Here is a 6,098-nt window from a genome sequence, read left to right on the forward strand (position 1 = left end):
CCGCAACCACTTACAGTTTCTGAAACCCCGCTAAGTCGCTGACTTGGCGGGGTCTTTCTATGTGTGAACTGAGGTCATTTTGTGGAAAGTTATTTAATTTTAGAGGCTTACGGGAAGTAGGTTCAAATCGAGTGTGAAACACCACGCAACCAATTGCGATTAGCTGCATCCCTTTGCCACGCGACAGTCAGCGATGGCCTCTAAATACAGGAGGTCGGACGCCAAATATCCATAGGGGAGAGCCGTAACTTAATCCGATTACCCATACATTCATCAGTCGAAGGGCGTGCCAGATGGAGGTCTGGCACGCCCGTTCATATTCGTGCAGTCAAACGGGACAGCACGCGGCTGACCCATATGACGGCCAGCCTAGTGGGCATCATGCGGGGTCGCCGCCATTCCCACCGCCATGCTTGATCCACCCCACAGTGTGGCTTCTCCCATGGTCCCCGCGCTTATCGGGTCCGGGTCCCCATTTTAATTCAGGTGCTCGCTTCTTTACCAATCGAACCAAGTGGGTCGATTTCAGCGATCTTCTGGAATTCAAAAAGGTAATCCTGTTGATGGGTTGCCATCCAACGGACTATCCGACTGTTTGCAAGGAGTTTGGCGATATAGCCGCGTGCCACGGTCAAATGCAGATTATCAATGCCGTAGGTTTCCTCGACAGACTTTACTTGTGTCTGAAGTGCTGCGAGTTCTCGTTCCATACGAGCAATCTGCTGACCTGATGGTGTCGCTCTACTCTCTTTTTTTCCTCTTTTGTTCGGTACGAGCTGGTTTTCTGACGTCGCGGCCCGCAAGGCTCGGGCGAACATGACTGTGAAGTTGTTCTGGCCGATCATGAGGTCAGCGGATTCGATCTGTCGTACAGCCGTCATCTGGCGCAAAATATCGAATACCTTCATGGAGCAGGGGGTATCTTTAAGCATTTCAGCCGCTTCGGGACTGATGCCGTCCAGTAGCCGGAAACGTCTCAATACCGCTTCTACCTGAATATTGAGTGCGGTAGCGATATCAGCTGACGAGACTCCGCGCTCCATGGCGCGTGCGATCATCCGATGTTCCTGGATCGGTGGTATACGATTGACCCGCTTATTGTAGGTATAGGTATCATCGTCAGGAGCCAGCAGACATTCGACTTCTGTGAAGCCGAGTTCCTTCATGGCTTCGATTCTTAAATGACCGTCAAGTAGAAACCATTGTTCGGCGTTCGTCGTATCTGCCGTCACAGCCGGGGACTCTATCGGGTGTCCGATCGCTTTTATGGAGGTCAATATCTGTGAATATGTGCGGCTCGATCTAATATCGGGCGGCAATGTCTTGAGTGGAATGATTGATGCTACAGGAATCGTGAGGAAATCCATGCCAAAAGCCATATGAATACGGCTATGCCCTCGATTGTTCACTTCATCAGTCATGCTCGTTTCCCGATACTCTGACTGTTAGAGCGCGAGGCATGGTCGCCAGCCCTTCGGCTCTAAGCAGGTTAATAAAGCCGTCGTTCGCGAGAAGATCCTTCAAGGCTTCAACGATGAACAGAAGTCGTGTCTGAGTAAAATCCGATTTCTTGACCAACAGACGCTGCTTTTCAGCCTCACGTTGATAGACCTGCATTAGATCAGCGGCCGTCATTCTACGACTGCTCGTTTTGCGCCCTAAACGCCCCGTTGGTAGACCTTTACGTTGGCTTTGCAAGCGCATCCCGAGCATTCGCCGGACCGCTGCCAGCTTCTTGCCCCTCAGCTTGCCCGTTTCATAGGCATCAAGGAGTAGGTTCTGGGCTTCTTCTGTTTCGGCCCGGGAAATCTCCATTGCCAGGGTAATCGGAATAAGACCGGTTTCAACTGCGGCTAGAAGCCGTTCCTCACCACGATCGAGGAGGGAAGCGACCATGTTGACCCAGGAGGCTCCGACACCGATTTTTGTACCGATTGCCGTATCACTATAACCGCGTGATCGTAATGCGCCGACCTCGCGCATGAGATCAATGGGGCGCGGTGTACGTCGGGCGATGTTTTCGACCAAGCTCATGACGAGACACTCGCTCTCGCTCGCCTTGATGACCACTGCCGGGATATCTGGCTGGCCGAGCATCTGGAAGGCTTCCAACCGACCTTCGCCGCAAACGAGGTCATATCTGGGGCCATTGGCCGTATCTCGGCGACTTACGGTGATGGGCCGTTTCAAACCGATAGCTTCGATGTTGTTAACAATTTCCCGATGCTGGCGCTTGTTGCGGGCGCGTGGATTTACGACTGTAATCTGGCTGATCGGGATCATTTCGATCCTGCTCGGACGAATGACAGACATCAGGCGACCTCCGCAATGGAAATAGGAGTGGCGATGTCGTATAGGAGTTCAAGATTGTCGAAACGATAGGCGTCAAGAGCAAGACCGTTTTCTTCCGACAGGCGAAGTTTGCCGGAAATTATGTCGATGCGTGGAAATAGATAGTAGTCCAGAGGCATACGATTGGCGCTGTCCATACGCACGACGATCGTAATGTCGGGTATGAGTGAGGTATCGAAATGCATCTTCCAGCGCAGCAGTCCGGTGGATGTTTCTATACAGCGCGCTATCGTCACGGAAAGACTGAATTCGTCATTGACGACGATACGGTCGTCCTGAGGAGTCTGCCATACATCACTACCTTTGGTGCGCAATTCAGCGATTATTTGTCGAATAATTTCCGGATGAAGTCTGCGTAGTTCACGGTTTATCGCGATGTATCGATAGTCACGATCCGGTTTGAACCCGACAAGATGATAGGCGCGGAGCAAGCTGCCGAAACGGGCGCTATAGGCGCCGCTGGAAGGCAAGTCATCACATTCATCAATGATTATACCCGATAATAGGCCTTTCTGGTGATAGAGTTCCTTCAAGGAATGCAGCATTTCTTCATCAGTCAGACGGAAAGAGCGCGTATTGATGATGCTCCTTGCAGATTCGAATAGCTCACGCTCGACGATGGCTTCGAATGCATTTTGCGCTTTGATCCACATTTTTGGATCATTGCGAACTCGTTTCTTCTTTAACTTGAAGGAGCGACGATTCCATACGTTGTCGCCGACGTATTTCTCATTGATCAGTAATTGATGTACTGTTCCTCTGGTCCAGAGACGTCCAAGATCTGTCAAAATGCCACGTCTGTTGAGGTCGTCGGCGATCTCGCTCTCGCTGCGTTCCTGATGAACGAAAGACTGATAGATGGTGCGGACCAGATTGATTTCCTCGGCCGGGCCGGGCGTCAGGATAACGCGGTCAGTCTGGATACTCTTATGTTCGCCCTGTCCAAGAATGCCCTTGATGGCGCCGTTCTCATCAATCAGGGTTCGACGTAAGCCAAATCCAGCCGGCCCTCCCTGCCGATAACCCTTCTCGATCAATCTTCCCTGACCTGCAAATACTTTGGTAGAAAGTTCACGGCTATATTCACCAGCCATGGCACGCTTAACGCCCTTGACGATGGTTGAGATTGGACTCCCATCGTTCTCGAACTGTTCGGCGCAATACTCGACTGCAATACCCGCGCGACGGCAGATATATTCGTAGTAAGCGCTCTCATCCGCATCCTGGAACCGGCCCCAACGGCTGACGTCGTAGACAAGAACTAATGTGAAATCAGTATTTCCTGCTTGAACGTCTTCAATGAGTTGTCTGAGTGCATTGCGCCCCTCAATTTTGAGGCCACTTTTCCCGGCATCGGCGTACGTGCGGACAATCTTAATCCCACGAGCCTTGGCATACTGCTTGATCGCTTCCGACTGATTTTCGGTCGAATACTTCTGAAGATCCGTTGACATCCGGACGTATTCGGCGGCCCGAACGAAGCGTTCCATCGGCTCCGTGCGATCATCATCGTAGAATCTCCAGCTCGTCACGTTTTGCCCTTTCCGAGGCCGATAACGGAGGTCCGGACATCTTCCCTCGCAGTGAGAATGAGTCTGTTCCGTCATTCTGAAGCGGGATTATTTTAGCATCGGAAGGATCGGAAGATGTTGCCGAAAAAGGGCAGGAAATTACCTCTATGGAAGGGTGTTCTCGGACGTCGTGAAAACTATGCCAAGACGGTTGCCGAACTGTTGCGCAAAGAGCATGAAGATAGCCACGGTGTAATCAAGAGGCTTATGCGACAGACAGGCGCAAGTGAGAAGAGTGTAAAACACTGGCTTTCAGCGCAGCATGGCCCAGATACGATATATTTCTTGCGTCTTGTTGTTTCGTCGCCGGTTATCCGGGCATTCGTTTCTGGGCTCGTCGAAGGACGTAATGCTGATCTCTCGACATACTCGACAGAGTGTTCTTCACTTGCTGCAGCCAGAGAAGCTTATCGGCTTGGAGTGGTGGCAAGTGGCAGACAGGCAGTGGCCGCAAGAGGGAATGACCCTGAACATGTCCTTGAACACGACCCTGTAAATGTCCCTGATCATTGGGAACTGAATGAACGGCAACGGTGGTTCCTGCTAAGCCTCGAGCGAGGAAGCAGATGCAGAGCCATAGACATTATATCTGTATGGAATGTGAGCCTGAAAACCGCACGCAGGGACATTGGAGGTCTTCAGCAAGCTCAACTCGTAGAATATGTCGGCTCACGCAGGAAAGGGAGATATTGCCGCAAATCCGAGACCTGAGTGGACGATCTCTTCCAGGTGGCAAGCCTGGGCAATCACAAGGCCGGAATGGAAGGCGCCCCTTGCCAAAGGGAGGTCTCTTAGCTATATCCTTAGCTAAGGAGGTGCCTCATGGCCCAGTTTTCGGTTCACGATGCCAAAACCAACCTGTCTCGCCTGATTGCCGACGCGCTTGCGGGTGGCGATGTGGTGATCGCACGTGGTTCTGTACCAGTAGTGCGCCTTGTGCCGGTGGAGCCGCAGGGTCGTCGCGTGTTTGGGGCGCTCAAAAGCCAGATCACCCTGGATAAGACCTTCAATGAGGCGCTGCCCGACGATGAACTGGACGGGTGGAATCTCGCTTGAGGCTATTGCTTGATACACATGCGTTGATCTGGTGGTTGGCGGGCGACGAGCATTTGAGCCGTCGCGCCCAAGAGGCCATAGCGGATGAGGTCAACGTCATAGCCGTGAGCGCGGCTTCGGCCATGGAGGTCGCAACCAAGTTCCGTATCGGTAAACTGCCGGGGGCGGCCCTGCTGGCACAGGATTTTGAGGCTATTGTTGCTGGGCAGGGATTCGTTGAGCTGCCAATCAGCGTTACTCATGCTCGCATCGCGGGCGAGATGAACATTGCTCATAAGGACCCGTTTGATCGTTTCCTGATTGCCCAAGCGCAGGCCGAGGGTATGACGTTGATCTCCAACGAGGCCTTGTTTGACAACTTCGCCGTCAATCGTCTTTGGTGATCGCCTAAAGCGGACGTACGAACGAGGGAATGGTGGATACGAACCGACTTGAACCGGTGGGATCAGTTCGCGACAAAGGTCATGGCTTTGAATGGGAGCTGCCCTACTCCTAGGAGATAGGAGGCGCTATGATTGGGGAAAGATCAAGCGAGCGCAGAAAAAATCTTTTCAAAACAATTATCTAAACCCGATTTATTCTCACCTTGCGATTGTCGCAACTTGAGAAGCAATCCTGCCCCCGCAACCATACAAGCATAATTCTTTCACAATCGACCGGAGGGCTCAAAAACTGCGTGGTTTTGGTGCGGCCTCTCTGATTCCATCTCTCATCTTGTGATGAGGGATGGGAGGCATGAAGCAGCCAGGTTTCTTTGAAGTTGGAGAGCGCCTTGCCCGTTTGAGCGGGCTTGGCGATCAGCTCAAAGCTTTTTCCCGAACTGTAGATTTTGAAGTATTCCGTCTGGATCGGATCACGCCTAACTGAGCAGAGGCATCGCGTAAAAAATCCTGTTCCCCGAGTGGTTCGCCTATCTTCGCGTGTAGCTTCTTTACGTCGGCAGGGCTGACCGGCGAATCAGCCACCGCCTTTCTGAAGAACATCGCTGTCTTTCCGATCGGCTTTCCCGACCAGTTGTGTGACAGCGAATTTGCTTGTCCGGTCGATGGCAACGAAGAGGTGCAGCTTGCCTTCAGCGGTCTGGACCTCCGCGATATCGAGATGAAAGAACCCGATCGG

5 protein-coding genes and 2 pseudogenes are annotated in these 6,098 nt (G+C 52.3%); 3 read left to right on the forward strand and 4 right to left on the reverse strand.

Going from position 1 to position 6,098, the window contains the following annotated elements; genetic code table 11:
- Positions 1–482: 482 nt before the first annotated feature.
- The 3 genes from B7444_RS15810 to B7444_RS15820 are packed head-to-tail and all read right to left on the reverse strand — an operon-like array spanning position 483 to position 3,842.
- Entirely contained in the window at positions 483–1,421 is a 939-nt protein-coding gene (locus tag B7444_RS15810) for a plasmid partitioning protein RepB C-terminal domain-containing protein (protein ID WP_035729080.1), read from the reverse strand.
- On the reverse strand, positions 1,414–2,313 hold the full coding sequence (locus B7444_RS15815) for a plasmid partitioning protein RepB C-terminal domain-containing protein (protein WP_007284214.1): 900 nt from the start codon (positions 2,311–2,313) through the stop codon (positions 1,414–1,416). Before B7444_RS15815 ends, B7444_RS15810 begins: the two co-directional genes overlap by 8 nt.
- Positions 2,313–3,842: a recombinase family protein gene (locus B7444_RS15820; protein ID WP_007284213.1), complete on the reverse strand. Its 1,530-nt coding sequence runs from the start codon at positions 3,840–3,842 to the stop codon at positions 2,313–2,315. The genes B7444_RS15815 and B7444_RS15820 overlap by 1 nt, the downstream gene beginning before the upstream one ends.
- A 903-nt stretch (positions 3,843–4,745) precedes the next feature.
- On the opposite strand from B7444_RS15820, the gene B7444_RS15830 reads away from it, so the two are divergent.
- From B7444_RS15830 to B7444_RS16500, 3 genes and pseudogenes are all read left to right on the forward strand, one after another.
- Positions 4,746–4,979, forward strand: coding sequence for a type II toxin-antitoxin system Phd/YefM family antitoxin (locus B7444_RS15830; RefSeq protein WP_007284212.1), 234 nt, complete (start codon positions 4,746–4,748; stop codon positions 4,977–4,979).
- Positions 4,976–5,362: a type II toxin-antitoxin system VapC family toxin gene (locus tag B7444_RS15835; protein WP_035729077.1), complete on the forward strand. Its 387-nt coding sequence runs from the start codon at positions 4,976–4,978 to the stop codon at positions 5,360–5,362. The genes B7444_RS15830 and B7444_RS15835 overlap by 4 nt, the downstream gene beginning before the upstream one ends.
- A 352-nt stretch (positions 5,363–5,714) precedes the next feature.
- Positions 5,715–5,828: pseudogene (locus B7444_RS16500) on the forward strand (IS5/IS1182 family transposase); the annotation flags it as partial.
- Between the two features lie 141 nt (positions 5,829–5,969).
- Here the strand turns inward: B7444_RS16500 and B7444_RS16510 are convergent.
- Positions 5,970–6,098, reverse strand: a pseudogene (locus B7444_RS16510) (IS481 family transposase); the annotation flags it as partial.

The organism is Gluconobacter thailandicus F149-1 = NBRC 100600 (genome assembly GCF_000964465.1).
Lineage (GTDB): Bacteria > Pseudomonadota > Alphaproteobacteria > Acetobacterales > Acetobacteraceae > Gluconobacter > Gluconobacter thailandicus.

Coding starts and splice junctions, on each gene's coding strand:
- B7444_RS15810 (WP_035729080.1), bottom strand. CDS start 1,421: ATGACTGATGAAGTGAACAATCGAGGGCATAGCCGTATTCATATGGCT.
- B7444_RS15815 (WP_007284214.1), bottom strand. CDS start 2,313: ATGTCTGTCATTCGTCCGAGCAGGATCGAAATGATCCCGATCAGCCAG.
- B7444_RS15820 (WP_007284213.1), bottom strand. CDS start 3,842: ATGGAACGCTTCGTTCGGGCCGCCGAATACGTCCGGATGTCAACGGAT.
- B7444_RS15830 (WP_007284212.1), top strand. CDS start 4,746: ATGGCCCAGTTTTCGGTTCACGATGCCAAAACCAACCTGTCTCGCCTG.